This is a genomic window from Actinosynnema sp. CS-041913 (assembly GCF_050942485.1).
Classification (GTDB): domain Bacteria; phylum Actinomycetota; class Actinomycetes; order Mycobacteriales; family Pseudonocardiaceae; genus Actinosynnema.
In genome coordinates, this window is record NZ_CP192037.1 from 8993213 (window position 1) to 9005880 (window position 12668).

General features: G+C 71.0%; 13 protein-coding genes. 6 read left to right on the forward strand and 7 right to left on the reverse strand.

The genetic code is table 11. From position 1 onward, the window contains the following. Entirely contained in the window at positions 1 to 822 is an 822-nt protein-coding gene (locus ACQPZF_RS40730; protein ID WP_433266391.1) for an SAM-dependent methyltransferase, read from the reverse strand. Between the two features lie 194 nt (positions 823 to 1016). Here ACQPZF_RS40730 and ACQPZF_RS40735 point away from each other — a divergent pair, with 194 nt between their 5' ends. The 4 genes from ACQPZF_RS40735 to ACQPZF_RS40750 all read left to right on the forward strand — a co-directional run bounded on the left by ACQPZF_RS40735 (position 1017) and on the right by ACQPZF_RS40750 (position 4909). Beyond that, the gene (locus tag ACQPZF_RS40735; RefSeq protein WP_433266393.1) at positions 1017 to 2081 is read left to right on the forward strand and encodes a pentapeptide repeat-containing protein; all 1065 of its coding nucleotides are present in this window, start codon (positions 1017 to 1019) and stop codon (positions 2079 to 2081) included. Position 2082: 1 nt separating this feature from the next. Beyond that, positions 2083 to 3090: a pentapeptide repeat-containing protein gene (locus ACQPZF_RS40740; RefSeq protein ID WP_433266395.1), complete on the forward strand. Its 1008-nt coding sequence runs from the start codon at positions 2083 to 2085 to the stop codon at positions 3088 to 3090. An 89-nt stretch (positions 3091 to 3179) separates the two neighbouring features. Continuing rightward, positions 3180 to 4025 (forward strand): aldo/keto reductase, encoded by an 846-nt coding sequence (locus tag ACQPZF_RS40745; protein ID WP_433266397.1) that lies wholly within the window; start codon positions 3180 to 3182, stop codon positions 4023 to 4025. 80 nt (positions 4026 to 4105) lie between these two features. Continuing rightward, positions 4106 to 4909, forward strand: a complete 804-nt coding sequence (locus tag ACQPZF_RS40750) for a lysozyme (RefSeq protein WP_433266399.1) — start codon at positions 4106 to 4108, stop codon at positions 4907 to 4909. A gap of 42 nt (positions 4910 to 4951) precedes the next feature. Here the strand turns inward: ACQPZF_RS40750 and purL are convergent, their stop codons facing one another. From purL to ACQPZF_RS40770, 4 genes are all read right to left on the reverse strand, one after another. Next, the gene (gene purL, locus ACQPZF_RS40755) at positions 4952 to 7213 is read right to left on the reverse strand and encodes a phosphoribosylformylglycinamidine synthase subunit PurL (protein ID WP_433266401.1); all 2262 of its coding nucleotides are present in this window, start codon (positions 7211 to 7213) and stop codon (positions 4952 to 4954) included. Next, positions 7210 to 7881, reverse strand: coding sequence for a phosphoribosylformylglycinamidine synthase subunit PurQ (gene purQ / locus ACQPZF_RS40760; protein ID WP_433266403.1), 672 nt, complete (start codon positions 7879 to 7881; stop codon positions 7210 to 7212). The genes purL and purQ overlap by 4 nt, the downstream gene beginning before the upstream one ends. Continuing rightward, positions 7878 to 8117, reverse strand: coding sequence for a phosphoribosylformylglycinamidine synthase subunit PurS (purS, locus tag ACQPZF_RS40765; protein ID WP_433266404.1), 240 nt, complete (start codon positions 8115 to 8117; stop codon positions 7878 to 7880). The genes purQ and purS overlap by 4 nt, the downstream gene beginning before the upstream one ends. Positions 8118 to 8363: 246 nt before the next feature. Further along, positions 8364 to 8897 (reverse strand): DUF3800 domain-containing protein, encoded by a 534-nt coding sequence (locus ACQPZF_RS40770; RefSeq protein WP_433266406.1) that lies wholly within the window; start codon positions 8895 to 8897, stop codon positions 8364 to 8366. A gap of 237 nt (positions 8898 to 9134) precedes the next feature. Between ACQPZF_RS40770 and ACQPZF_RS40775 the strand changes: the two genes are divergently transcribed. Next, positions 9135 to 10103, forward strand: a complete 969-nt coding sequence (locus ACQPZF_RS40775; protein ID WP_433266408.1) for an NAD-dependent epimerase/dehydratase family protein — start codon at positions 9135 to 9137, stop codon at positions 10101 to 10103. Here the strand turns inward: ACQPZF_RS40775 and ACQPZF_RS40780 are convergent. Further along, positions 10087 to 11238 carry a trypsin-like serine peptidase gene (locus ACQPZF_RS40780; RefSeq protein ID WP_433266411.1) on the reverse strand — a complete coding sequence of 384 codons (1152 nt, stop codon included), beginning with the start codon at positions 11236 to 11238 and terminating at the stop codon, positions 10087 to 10089. The two genes, ACQPZF_RS40775 and ACQPZF_RS40780, sit on opposite strands and share 17 nt — an antisense overlap. A 110-nt stretch (positions 11239 to 11348) precedes the next feature. Here ACQPZF_RS40780 and ACQPZF_RS40785 point away from each other — a divergent pair, with 110 nt between their 5' ends. Then, the gene (locus tag ACQPZF_RS40785; RefSeq protein WP_433266413.1) at positions 11349 to 11960 is read left to right on the forward strand and encodes an MBL fold metallo-hydrolase; all 612 of its coding nucleotides are present in this window, start codon (positions 11349 to 11351) and stop codon (positions 11958 to 11960) included. On the opposite strand, the gene ACQPZF_RS40790 is transcribed toward ACQPZF_RS40785, so the two are convergent. After that, the gene (locus ACQPZF_RS40790) at positions 11882 to 12664 is read right to left on the reverse strand and encodes a DUF2334 domain-containing protein (protein ID WP_433266415.1); all 783 of its coding nucleotides are present in this window, start codon (positions 12662 to 12664) and stop codon (positions 11882 to 11884) included. The two genes, ACQPZF_RS40785 and ACQPZF_RS40790, sit on opposite strands and share 79 nt — an antisense overlap. Between the last annotated feature and the right edge of the window lie 4 nt (positions 12665 to 12668).

Here is a 12668-nt window from a genome sequence, read left to right on the forward strand (position 1 = left end):
TCACACCTTCCGCCCCATCGCGCCGAAGCCGAGGAACCGGGAGGAGTTCTCGTCGAGGTCGTCCGGCGACTCGGGGCGCCACAGCGGCAGCCGCGCCACCCCCGGCTCGACCAGCCGGAAGCCCTCGAACAGGGCCTCCACGTCCTGCTTCCGCCGGTACGTCATCTCGCTGACTCCCCGGTTGTAGACGCCCTTGGCCTCGTCCCACGCCGGATCCCAGTCGCCCTCCTCGTACCCGGCGTGCGACAGCGCCAGGTGGCTGCCTGGTGGGAGGGCGTCCCGGTAGGCGCCGACGATGCCGTGCGGGTCCTCCTCGTCCGACACGAAGTGCAGCAGGGCGATCATCAGCACGGCGATCGGCCGGTCGAAGTCGAGCAGGTTCTGCACCTCGGGCGCCTTGAGCACGCCCCGCGCGTCCCGCACGTCCGCCTGGAGCACGTTGACCAGCGTGTTCCCGGTCAGGATGGCCCGGCTGTGCGCGACCGCCACCGGGTCGATGTCGACGTAGACGATCTTCGAGGTCGGGTCCACCGCCTGGGCGATCTCGTGCACGTTGCCCACCGTGGGGATGCCCGAGCCCAGGTCGAGGAACTGCCGGATGCCCTGCGACAGCAGGTAGCGCACCGCGCGCCGCAGGAACGCCCGGTGGTTGAGGATCACGCTCCGGAGCACCGGCACGTCCGCCAGCACCTTGTCGGCCACCACCCGGTCGACGGCGAAGTTGTGCGCGCCGCCCAGCCAGTAGTCGTAGACCCGCGCGATGCTCGGGCGCGCCAAGTCGATGTCGCCCGGCGCCCAGTTCGGCCGCTCCACGCTGTCCACGGGTTCTCCTTCGGTTCCTCACCGTCGCGGTGACCCCACACATCATGGGCCAATCCGGTGAGTTGGCACACCGTCGGATTGCCTACCGTGCTGATTCGACCACCGTTTCGGCGGTCACCGGGAAGAATGCCCGCCTTGTGAACTACCTGTGGATCGGGGGCGCGGTAGGTGTTGCCGTCGCCGGGGTGTTGTTCGTGATTCGGCAACGTGCGGGGAAGAGCCTGCTGCTGCCCACCCTGGTGGGCTCACTCGGGGCGTTCCTGCTGGTCGGCGGTGGACTGCTGGTCATCGACCCGAATGCGCCGAAGAACGAGGCGATCAAAACCGGCGGCCTCGCGGGTGGCGCGCTGGTCGCGTTGTACGCGCTGTGGCTCAACGACCGCCGGCGGCGCACCGACGAGGAGCGGCAGCTCATCGAGGCGAAGCGGCAGGAGTTGGAGGACGCGCGCGCCGAACACGACCGGTCGCGGGTCGCCGACGAGCGGTTCGCCCGTTCGGTGGAATTGCTCGGGCACGACGCCGAACAGGTCCGGGTGGGCGCGATGCACGCGCTGGCCGGCCTCGCGCGGTCCCGCGCCGAGTACACGCAGACCGTGCTGGACGTGCTGTGCGCGTACCTGCGGCGGCCGTTCGCGCCGGAGACCGAGACGGCCTCGCCCGCGCTGACGCAGGAGAGCGAACGGGAGCTGGAGGTCCGGCTGACCGCGCAACGCCTGATCGGCGACCTCCTGCCGCACGACGACGAGGCCGACGCCGAGCACTACGACCTGAACCTGACCAGGGCGTACCTGGAGTACTTCGACATCTCGCACCGCCAGGTCGGCGAGCTGATGATCCGGGCGGCCAAGCTGCACCGGTCGAACTCGTTCCACCACACCGTCGTGCACGGCGGCGCGTGGTTCACCGACGCGGAGAGCTTCGGGCGGCTCTACCTGCACGACGTGGTGTTCCGCGGCAAGGGCTGGTTCAGCCGGTTCCGGTGCCACGACACGGCCGACTTCGCCCGCACCCGGTTCCTCGGGCCGAACAAGCTGGCCGGCGTGCTGTTCACCGGGCGGGTGACGTTCCAGGGCGCCGAGTTCGCCGAGCCGATCGACTTCACCGGCGCGGAGTTCCGGGGCGGCGTCGACCTGCGGCTCGCGCGACCGGCCGTGGCGCGCGTGCACGCGATGAAGGTGTCGCTGGAGCACGAGAACCACCTGCCCGAGGGCTGGGTGGTCGACCGGCGGGACGACCTGACCGGCCTGGTGAGGAGCTGACGTGCGGGGCGGGCGGGTGCTGCTCACGGCGAGCGTGGTGACCGCGGTCCTGGTGGCGGTGGCGACGACCGCCGTGCTGCTGTGGTCGGAGCCGAAGCTGTCCAAGTCGGAGGCGATCAAGACCGGCGGCCTCGCGGGCGGCGCGGTCGTGGCGCTCTACGCGCTGTGGCTCAACGACCGGCGGCGGCGCACCGAGGAGGCGCGGCACGAGCTGGAGAGCGACCGGGTCGCCGACGAGCGGTTCGCGCGGGCCGTGGAGCTGCTGGGCAGCGAGGCCGACCAGGTGCGGGTGGGCGCGTTGCACGCGCTGGCCGGGCTGGCGCGGACCACGCCCTCCCGGTACAAGCAGACCGTGCTCGACGTGCTGTGCGCGTACCTGCGGCGGCCGTTCACGCACGACGCCTACACCGAGCGGTCCGACGACCCGGAACAGGCGTACCACAACGAGGCGGTGAAGGTCCCGGCGGAACAGGACCGGGAGCGGACGGTCCGGCTCACCGCGCAGCGGCTGATCACCGATCTCCTGCCGTGGGGCCAAGACCCCGATCCGACGCTCTACCACCTGGACCTGACCGGCGCGCACGTCGAGTACCTGCGGCTGGAGGGCCGCCGGATCGGCCGCCTGGTCGCCCGGCGGACCCAGTTCTACGGGATCACGGCGTTCCACGACCTCCAGTGCGCGAAGCCGGCGCTGTTCTCCGGCGCGCGCTTCTGGGGCCGGCTGGACCTGCGCGGCGGGCGGCTCCTGGGCGGGATGTCCTTGCAGGCCACGACGTTCCTGAAGGAGGTCGACTTCCGCGACGCGGAGGTGGACCTGTTCCTGCACCTGCCGCCGACCCCTCCCGAGCAGGTCGGGACGCTGAAGGTGGCGAAGGCGACGCGGGTGAAGGAGGACCCGACCGGGTGGACCCTGGCCGGCGGCGAGCACGCGGTCTACGAGCACCGGGCCGAGCAGGCGGTTCCCTCGGTGGCGACGGCGACCGACCCGCCCGAGTCCACAAAGGACTGATCCGGCCGGCCGCCGGCCGTTTGGACAGCGCGAACCGACAGGCGCAGGCTGTGGGTGCCCAGCCGGAACCACGAGCGGAGGACGACGAGATGCAGCAGCGGCGGATCGCGGATGTCGAGGTCAGCGCCATCGGACTCGGCGCGTTGCCGATGTCGACGGATGGCCGCCCGCCGCGCGAACGGTCCATCGCCACCATCCGCGCGGCCGTCGAAGCGGGTGTCACGCTGATCGACACGGCGGACGCGTACTCCGCCGACGACACCGACTTCGGCCACAACGAGAAGCTGATCGCGGAGGCCTTGAAGGGCGTGGACGGCGTCCTCGTCGCCACCAAGGGCGGGCACACCCGCACGCCCGGCGGCGGGTGGGGCCTGAACGGTCGGCCCGAGTACCTGAAGGCCGCGTGCGAGGCGTCCCTGCGCAGGCTGGGCGTCGACGCGATCGACCTGTACCAGTTCCACCGGCCGGACCCGGACGTGCCGACCGCCGAGTCCGTCGGCGCGCTCGCCGAACTGCTGGACGAGGGCAAGATCCGGCTCGCGGGCGTGTCGAACTTCGACCCCGCGCAGATCCGGGAGGCGGACGGGGTGCTCGGCGGGCGGCTCGCGGCGGTGCAGAACCAGTTCTCGCCCGCCTTCCGGTCCAGCGAGCCGGAGTTGGCGCTGTGCGCGGAACTCGGCATCGCGTTCCTGCCGTGGAGCCCGCTCGGCGGCTTCGGCGCGGCCGGCGAGCTCGGCGACCGGTTCGGGTCGTTCGGCGAGGTGGCGCGGGACCGGGGCGTGAGCCCGCAACAGGTGTGCCTGGCGTGGATGCTGGCCAAGTCGCCGACGGTGATCCCGATCCCCGGCTCGTCGCGGCCGGAGAGCATTCGGGACTCGGCCGCCGCGGTGCACCTGGAGCTGTCCGACGAGGAGCTGAAGCGTCTGGACGGGTGACGTCCCGGATGCGGAAACCGGTGTGAGGGCCGACGATCTAGGCCGAAAGCATTATCGGCCTAGGCTCGTCGGGGGAGTCGATGACGAACAGTCTCCACACCTGGACCGCGTGGCTGAGCGCGGCGTTGATCATGCTCGCGGTCGTGCCGGCCCCCGCCCGCGCGCTGCCCGCGGGATCCGCCGACCACTTCGCCGGCTCGCAGATCGCCAAGCACGAGGGCCGGGGACGTTCCGGCGTGCCCCGGCCAAACTCGGCCGGCACCGTGCCGGGCATGGACGTCAGCAGCCACCAGGGTGACGTGGACTGGGCGAAGTCCTGGGCCGACGGCGCGCGCTTCGCCTACGTGAAGGCCACCGAGGGGACGGGGTACCTCAACCCGAACTTCACCCAGCAGTACAACGGCTCCTACCACATCGGCATGATCCGCGGGGCGTACCACTTCGCCCTGCCCGACCGGTCGGACGGCGCGGCGCAGGCCGACTTCTTCGCGGCCAACGGCGGCGGCTGGTCGCCCGACGGGAAGACCCTGCCCGGCGCGCTGGACATGGAGTACAACCCCTACGGCGACACGTGTTACGGGTTGAGCCAGGAAGCGATGGGCGGCTGGGTGAAGGCGTTCGGCGACCGGCTGTTCCAGCGAACCGGCCGCTACCCGATGATCTACACGTCAACGAGTTGGTGGAACCGGTGCGTCGGCACGACGGCGACGTTCGGCTCCACGAGCCCGTTGTGGGTGGCGCACTACGCCGAAGTGCTGGGGCCGCTGCCGAACGGCTGGACCTACCAGACCATCTGGCAGTGGCAGGCGGCGGGCCTGTTCCCCGGCGACCAGAATTTGTTCAACGGCGCCTACGACCGACTTCAGGCGCTTGCTGGAATTTAATGGCCGCTGCTCCGCGGACGGCGGAGCAGCGGCAATCCAAACTCAATCAAACAGGGCGGGGAGGGTGCCTTCCCAGGCGGCGCGCAGCTCGGCCAAGGGCAACTGCCCCAGCTCTTGGATCTCCAGCGAGTCGGACTCCGGGTCCACCACGCCGACCTTGCGCCACGGCAGGCCGCGCGCCGTGCACATGTCGGTGAACCGCAGCTCCTCCGTGCGCGGCACGGCCACCAGCACGCGGCCGGCGGACTCGCTGAACAGCTCGGTGAACAGGTCGCCCTCCAGGAACACCCGCGCACCGGTCTCGCCGATCAGGCAGGTCTCCACCAGCGCCTGCGCCAGGCCGCCCTCGGCCAGGTCGTGCGCGGCGGACAGCATCCCGTCCCGCGACCCGGCCACCAGGACCTCGCCGAGCAGCTTCTCGCGGGTCAGGTCCACCTTCGGCGGCAGGCCGCCCAGGTGGCCGTGCACCACGTGCGCCCACTCCGAGCCGCCGAACTCGGGCCGGGTCTCGCCGAGCAGCACGAGCGTCTCGCCCGCCTCCGCCCCGATCCCGGTCGGGATGCGGCGACGGACGTCGTCGATCACGCCCAGCACGCCCACCACGGGCGTCGGCAGGATCGCCGTCGCGCCGGTCTGGTTGTAGAAGCTGACGTTGCCGCCGGTCACCGGGATGCCGAGCGCGACGCAGCCGTCCGCGAGGCCCTTCACGGCCTGCTCGAACTGCCACATCACGCCGGGGTCCTCGGGCGAGCCGAAGTTCAGGCAGTTCGTCACGGCCACCGGGGTCGCGCCGCTCGTCGCGACGTTCCGGTACGCCTCGGCCAGCGCGAGCTGCGCGCCCGCGTACGGGTCGAGCTTGGTGTAGCGGCCGTTGCAGTCCGTGGACAGCGCGACGCCCCGGTTGGTCGACTCGTCGATCCGGATCATGCCCGAGTCGGCGGGCTGCGCGAGCACCGTGCCGCCGCGCACGTACCGGTCGTACTGCTGGGTGACCCACCGCTTGGACGCCAGGTTCGGCGCCGCGGCCATGGTCTTGACCAGTTCGAGCAGGTCTTCCTCGGCGGGCTTGGGCAGGGCGTCCGGCGTGTCCGCCTGGAGGTCGTCCTGGTCCGCCGGCCGCTCGATCGGCCGGCGGTAGACCGGGCCCTCGTGCGCGACGGTGCGCGGCGGGACGTCCACCACGACCTCGTCGTGCCAGGTGATCACCAGCCGGTCGCCTTCGGTGACCTCGCCGATCTCGGTCGCGATGACGTCCCACTTCGCGCAGACCGCCAGGAACGCGTCCACGTCCTCCGGCCGCACGACCGCGCACATGCGCTCCTGCGACTCGCTGGACAGCACCTCGGCCGGCGTCATCCCGGTGGCGCGCAGGGGAACGCGGTCCAGGTGCACGCGCATACCACCGTCGCCCGCGCTGGCCAGCTCGCTGGTGGCGCAGGACAGGCCCGCGCCGCCGAGGTCCTGGATGCCGACCACGAGCTTCTCGCGGAACAGCTCCAGCGAGCACTCGATCAGCACCTTCTCGGTGAACGGGTCGCCGACCTGGACGCTGGGCAGCTTCTTGCGCTTGCCCGCGGTGTCGTCGAACGTCTCGCTCGCCAGCACGCTGACGCCGCCGATGCCGTCGAGCCCGGTGCGCGCCCCGTACAGGATGATCTTGTTGCCGGCGCCGCTGGCGTGCGCGAGGTGCAGGTCCTCGACCCGCATCGCACCCACGCACAGGGCGTTGACCAGCGGGTTGCCCGCATAGGTCGGGTCGAACACGACCTCGCCGCCGATGTTCGGCAGCCCCAGGCAGTTGCCGTAGCCGCCGACGCCGGCGACGATGCCGGGCAGCACCCGACGGGTGTCCGGCGCGTCGGCCGGCCCGAACCGCAGCGGGTCCATCACGGCCAGCGGCCGGGCGCCCATCGCGAGGATGTCGCGCACGATGCCGCCGACCCCCGTCGCCGCGCCCTGGTACGGCTCGACGTACGAGGGGTGGTTGTGGCTCTCGGCCTTGAACGTGATCGCCCAGCCGTCGCCGATGTCGACGACACCGGCGTTCTCCCCGATGCCCGCGAGCATCTTGGCGCGCATCTCGTCCGTGGTGGTGTCGCTGAAGTACTTCAGGTGCACCTTGGACGACTTGTAGGAGCAGTGCTCGCTCCACATCACCGAGTACATGGCCAGCTCGGCGTCCGTGGGCCGGCGGCCGAGGATCTCCCGGATGCGGGCGTACTCGTCGTCCTTCAGGCCCAGCTCCTTGTAGGGCTGCTCCTGGTCGGGCGTGGTCTCGGCGTTCTTGACGGTGTCCAGGGTCATGCGCTTACCACCGCGTCGAGCAGGGACAGGAAGACACCCAGGCCGTCGTCGGTCGGGCCGGTGAGGGCGTCGATGGCGTGCTCCGGGTGCGGCATCAGCCCGACGACCCGGCCGTTGGCGCTGGTGATGCCCGCGATGTCGTTGCGCGAGCCGTTCGGGTTGCCGCCGGCGTAGCGGAACACGACACGGCCCTCGCCCTCCAGTTCGCGGAGGGTCTTCTCGTCGGCCTGGTAGCCGCCCTCGCCGGACTTGAGCGGGACGAGGATCTCGGCGCCCCGGTCGTACCGGGACGTCCAGGCGGTCTCGTTGTTCTCGACCTTCAGCCACTGGTCGCGGCACACGAAGTGCAGCTTGTCGTTGCGGGTGAGGGCGCCGGGCAGCAGGTGGGCCTCGCAGAGGACCTGGAACCCGTTGCAGATGCCGAGGACGGGCATCCCTTTCCTGGCCGCGTCGACCACTTCCTGCATCACCGGGGCGAAGCGGGCGATGGCCCCGGCGCGCAGGTAGTCCCCGTAGGAGAAGCCGCCGGGCACGATCACGGCGTCGACGCCCTTGAGGTCGTGGTCGGCGTGCCAGAGGGCGACGGCCTCGCCGTCGGCGTACTCGACGGCACGGGCGGCGTCGACGTCGTCCAGCGTGCCGGGGAACGTGATGACCCCGACCCTCATGCGTCGATCCGGGTGACGACCCAGTCCTCGATCACGGGGTTGGCGAGGAAGGTCTCGGCGATCTTGGCGAGAGCGGCGTCGTCGACGTCGTCGGCGACCTCCAACTCGAAGTGCTTGCCCTGGCGGACACTGGTGACTCCGTCGAAACCAAGGCGGGGCAGCGCGTTGGCCACCGCCTGTCCTTGCGGGTCGAGGATTTCGGGCTTCGGCATGACGTCGACGACGACTCGGGCCACGACAGGCTGCTCCCTGGTAGGAGAACTGGCGGTACTGTCAGAGCCTACCTGACCTGGGTGTTCATCAACTTCACAGGTGGCGGGCGGCACATGTTCACCTGATCGGGACACGTCTGGCGCCCGGTGGGGCTGCTAACCTGATCACAGCTTCGGCCCGTAAGCCGAGGAAGTGAGCGCGGTCCCCCTCCGGACGGTCGGCGACCGCGCTTCGCGCTGTCCGGGCTCAATGCTTCGCGCTGACCGGGCTCAGTCCAACCGGACCACCGAGCCGATCACCGGCGAAACCCTGCGCGCCCAATCACCACCCGCGCCATGGCACCACACCGCGATGTCCGCCAACCACAACAACGGCTCACCCGCGCTGTCCAAGTGCTCGTACACGACGCCCGTGTCCCGCGCCCGCTTGCCCAGTGCCCGCCGGATGGTGAGGTCGTCGTGCGCGTTCCGCTCCTGACGGCTGTCGAGGACGAGGCGGCGGCCGTCGATGTCGAGCATGTCGTCGGTCAGCCTCGCCAGGCACTGCTGTCGGGCGTGCTCCTCGCTGTTCCGACAACCGGCCCGGTAGATGTCGACCCGGAACGGCAGCTTCGACACCGTCGCGAGGATCAAGCGACGTCGAGCGGGTTTCTCCTTGTAGAAGTGCAGTTCCCGCTGACCGGGGAAGAGAAGACCACGCAACTGCGCTCGCAGAGCGCTCAGGTCCCTCGGTTGGACGACGGCCGCCGCCAAGTAGTACGTGTCGTTGCGGCGGGATTCGTCGACGAATGCGTGCACTGTCACGACTGCGCATCGGCACCGGCCCACACCGACTGGAACGACTCCGCCCGAACGTGTGTTCGGGGGGAACGGTCGTTCTGCACGAGACCGTTGCCGCCGAGACGGTGCGGCAGCGGCCCGAGGCGGCCTGCGCGGCCGGTGGTGAGGTAGGCCGTGGATTCCGGATGTCGCCGGAGCGCGCATGTTCGCCGTGGGCGGACGCGGTGGCGGGTGGGGCCGTTGCGATCCAGGGTGGGGATCATGCGGATGCTGGTGCTGGGTGGGACGGTCTTCCTGGGCAAGGCGGTTGCCGCGGAGGCGGTGCGGCGGGGGCACGAGGTGGTCTGCGCGGCTCGTGGGCAGTCCGGGCCGGTGGCTGACGGGGCCGTCCACGTCGCGGTCGACCGGAATCACGGGCTGGGGGCGTTGGGCGGCGCGGAGTTCGACGCCGTGGTCGACGTCGCCCGGTCGGTGACGTGGGTTCGGGAGGCGGTTCGCGGGCTGGGCGCCGCGCACTGGACGTTCGTCTCGACCTGTTCCGTCTACGCCGACCACACCACGCCCGGCAGCACCGCCACCCTCCCGCCGCTGGAGGACGACCCCGCCGCGCCGATGACGCCCGAGCGGTACGGGTCGGTGAAGGTGGCCAGTGAGAACGCGGTTCGGGACGTCCGCGGCGATGACGCGCTCATCGTCCGCGCCGGGTTGATCACCGGGCCGGGCGACACGAGCGATCGGTTCGGGTACTGGCCGAACCGCCTTTCACGTGGTGGCCGGGTCGCCGTTCCCGATGTGCCGGACCAGCCCACCCAGCACGTCGACGTGCGGGACCTGGCCGCGTGGATCGTGGACTCCGCCGAGAACCGCACCAACGGCACGTTCGACGCCGTCGGGCCGGCCAATCCGCTGAGCCTCGTGCTCGGGGAGATCGCCGGGGCCGTCGCGCCGCCCGGCACCGAGCTCGTCCGGATTCCGGAGGACGTCCTGCACCGGCACGAGATCGCGCCGTGGTCCGGGCCGAGGTCGCTGCCGCTGTGGCTGCCCGCCTCGCACCGCGCCCTGATGTTCCGGGAGGCCGGCCCGGTGCTGTCGGCCGGCCTGCGGGTCAGGCCCACGGCCGAGACCGCGCTCGACTCGTTGGAGTACGAACGCGGTCTGGGGGCCGATCGTCAGCGCCGCGCCGGTCTGCCGCGAGACGATGAGGACGCGCTGCTCACAGCAGTGGGCTGATCTGCGCCGCGATCAGGTCGACCCGCACGCCCTGGTTGGGACACCCGCCCCAGTGGTGCAGGCCGATCACCTTGTGCGTCTGCCGCGACAGCACCGGGGAGCCGGACGAGCCGCCCTCGGTGTCGCAGCGGTAGGCGATGTCGGACTGGGCCGAGTCGCCCGGCACCCGGACGGCCGACACCTTGCAGTAGCCGCCGGCGTTCTGGTCGTCGCGCAGGGACAGCTTCTTCAGCTTCCCGGCCGGGTGGCCGATGACGTACATCTCCTCGCCGACGGCCGGCACCCGCGGGTCGAGTTCCAGGTGGCCGAACTGGCTGACGGTCGGGAAGTCGGTGACGCTGAACAGCGTGTAGTCCAACGCGATGCTGGTCTTGAGGACCGACGCCACCAGCACCTTCGTGACGGTCGCGGACGTGGTGCCGCCGCACGTCGTGCACTGGTGGTTGAACCACACTTCGATGCCCGTGCCGCTGGTGAAGCAGTGGTTGTTGGTGAGCATCCTGTTGTTCGGCCCGACGCGCCACGCCGTGCACAGCGATCCGCCGTTGCGCAACAGTCTGGCGACCGCGTTTGTGCGGCCGAATTCCGTGGGGTTGCTGGTCCGGTAGCAGAGGGTGTCGCGGTAGTCGTTCGAGCCACAGATGCTCTTCGGCGCGATCTCCGCCGCCGCGGCCAGTTCGGACTCGGTGTAGCCGCGGGTGATCTTGTCGAGTTCCACGCGGGACGCCGGGTGCGCCCGGCCGCCGTCACCGCCGGTCAACGACACCACCGCGCGGTCGCCGGTGATGGACATCGCCCAGAAGCCGGTGGCATCGAGCGCCGCCGTGCCGGATGCGCGCACGTCGGACGTGTAGCGGTAGGTCTCCGTGCCTGCGGGGTCGGACACGGTGAGGACGTCGCCTGCGACCAGTCGCAGACCGGTGAAGTGGGTTTTCACGTACCAGGAGCCAGGGCGGTCGATGGTGGTCGTCGCGATCTCGCCACCGAGGACGGTCCGGACGACCTCGTCCTCGCCTACTTTCCGGGCTTGCTCGAAGTGGATCGGGGACTGCCCGTGGTCGGCCGCATTTGCGGTTCCCGTGAAGACGGGTACAACGAGCAGGGCGGCAGCGAGGAGGCGCAGGGTGCTCCGCACTGTTTTCACCTCACGTTGTGAGCAGAGATGGTCACACCACGTGAGAGTGGCTGACGTCACACGATCGTGTCAGCCGCCGAACGCCGCGAATCACGCAAAGGGGAGCAGGGATGCGGATCATCCACTTCGGACACTCGTGTGTGCTCGTGGACACCGGGACGGCGCGGCTGCTGTTCGATCCCGGCGCCTGGTCGACGGGCTTCGAGGAGGTGACGGGGCTCGACGCGGTGTTCATCACCCATCGACACCCAGATCATCTTGACCCAGATCGGCTGCCTAATCTGCTGGCAGACAATCCGCAGGCAGACTTTTTCGCGGCAGACGAACTCGACGGCGCGACGCCTGCCCGGCCCGGCGACGTGCTGGAGATCGCCGGCGCGACCGTGCACGTGGTCGACGCGCCGCACGAGCAGATCCACCCGGCCGTGGAGGTCCCGGCCAACGTCGGCTACCTGGTCGACCACGGCGCGTTCTACCACCCCGGCGACTCACTGACCGTGCCCGACCAGCGGGTGGACATCCTGGCCCTGCCGACCGCCGCGCCGTGGATGAAGCTCGCCGACGCCGCCGACTTCCTGGCCGCCGTCAGGCCCCGGGTCGCCGTGCCGATCCACGAGGCGATCCTGGCCCGGACCGAGCTGTACTACCGCGTCCTGGCGGGCACCGCGCCGGAGGGCGTCGAGCTGAGGGTGCTGCCGCGCGGCGAGTCCGCCGAGCTGTAGGTCGCGGGCGCGGCCCCGTGGTGCAGGGCCAGGTCGACGGAGTCCAGCACCATGTCCCGCACCCCGACCCGGTCCAGGTCGGCGGCGTCCACGCCGATCCGCACCAGCCCGCCGCGCCGGGCCGCGCGGCCCACGCTGTGCAGGTAGCTCCAGTGCTCGCCGGCCATCCGCACCCGGCCGGCCCGCACGTCGCCGGTGCGCAGGTCGCGCACGCCCGCCATGTCCGCGCACACCGCGAACCGGTGCCGGCGCAACGCGACCAGCGTGCCCGGCGACGCGAGCCAACTCGGCGGCGCGAACACGTCGGTGGCCAGCCCGAGCCGGTGCAGCGCGGCACGGGCCGCGACCAGCCGCAGGCCCGCCTCGTGCGCGGGCAGCGCCGAGAACTCCGCCTTCTTGCGCAACGGCACCGACTTCCCGCGCAACAGCACTGGCTTCCTGCGCACCGACGTCGGGTTCTTGTGCAACGGCACCGCCCGGTGGCACGGGTCGGCGTTGTGGTCGAAACCGTGCAGGACCAGCACGTCCCGGCCGCGCACGCGGTCGCGGACCCAGTCCAGCGCCTCGCCCGGCACGGCCTTGCGCGGGGCGAGGAGCAGCGACAACGGCACCTGCCGCCGGTCCAGCTCGCGAGTCAGGTCGGCGCACCGGGCGAGCGTTCTCGGCCCGATGCCGGACAGCGAAACCACCAGTGTGGCGACCATGTCG